This window comes from Amycolatopsis sp. SID8362, assembly GCF_010550475.1.
GTDB lineage: Bacteria > Actinomycetota > Actinomycetes > Mycobacteriales > Pseudonocardiaceae > Amycolatopsis > Amycolatopsis eburnea.
Genome location: NZ_JAAGNB010000120.1, coordinates 1 through 637 on the forward strand (window position 1 = coordinate 1; position 637 = coordinate 637).

A 637-nucleotide genomic window follows, 5' to 3' on the forward strand; every position below is an offset into this window, starting at 1 on the left:
CGGTCCAGGCCGCCTGGTTCGACGCGCGCGGCGCCCGCCACACCGGCGACGTCCTCGCCGACGCGGGCAGCCCGGCGGGCACCCGCGTGTCCGTGTGGCTCGACCAGCACGGCGAGCTGACGAGCGAGCCGCTGTCCCCGGCCACCTCGGCGGCCGACGGCGTCTTCGCGGCGATCCTGCTGTGGGTCGCGATCACGGGCTCCCTGGCCGCCCTCTACGGCGCCGCCCGCTTCGTCCTGAGCCGCCTCCACGCGGCGGCGTGGGACCGCGCCTGGGCCGAAACCCGGCACGACAGCCGGTTCTGATCACTTCCAGCGGAAGTGCACGAACACCCGGCCGAAGTTGTCCTTGTCCTTCTCCACCCGGTGGTAGCGCGCCTTGACGTCCTTGCGCTCCAGGAACCGCAGGACGTGCTTCTTCAGCTGCCCCGACCCCTTGCCGGGGATGATTTCGACGAGCGGCGCCTTCTTGGCGACGGCCTCGTCGATGATCGCCTGCAGCGCGCGGTCGATCTCGCCGCCGCGGTTGTAGATGTCGTGCAGGTCCAGCTTGAGCTTCACACGCGCTCCCGGGCTCGGCGGGCCGCCACCCGCACGCGGCGGGTCCGGCCCCGTTCGGCCAGCACCTCGAGCGCGGC

Annotated in this window: 1 protein-coding gene and 1 pseudogene; one reads left to right on the forward strand and one right to left on the reverse strand. The window is 73.0% G+C overall.

Features of this window, described 5'->3' with window-relative positions; translation table 11 throughout:
• Window positions 1-305 (forward strand): annotated as a pseudogene (locus G3I65_RS04155) (hypothetical protein); the annotation flags it as partial.
• Here G3I65_RS04155 and G3I65_RS04160 read toward each other — a convergent pair.
• Window positions 306-560 carry a Smr/MutS family protein gene (locus tag G3I65_RS04160; RefSeq protein WP_160694904.1) on the reverse strand — a complete coding sequence of 85 codons (255 nt, stop codon included), beginning with the start codon at window positions 558-560 and terminating at the stop codon, window positions 306-308.
• Window positions 561-637 lie beyond the last annotated feature (77 nt).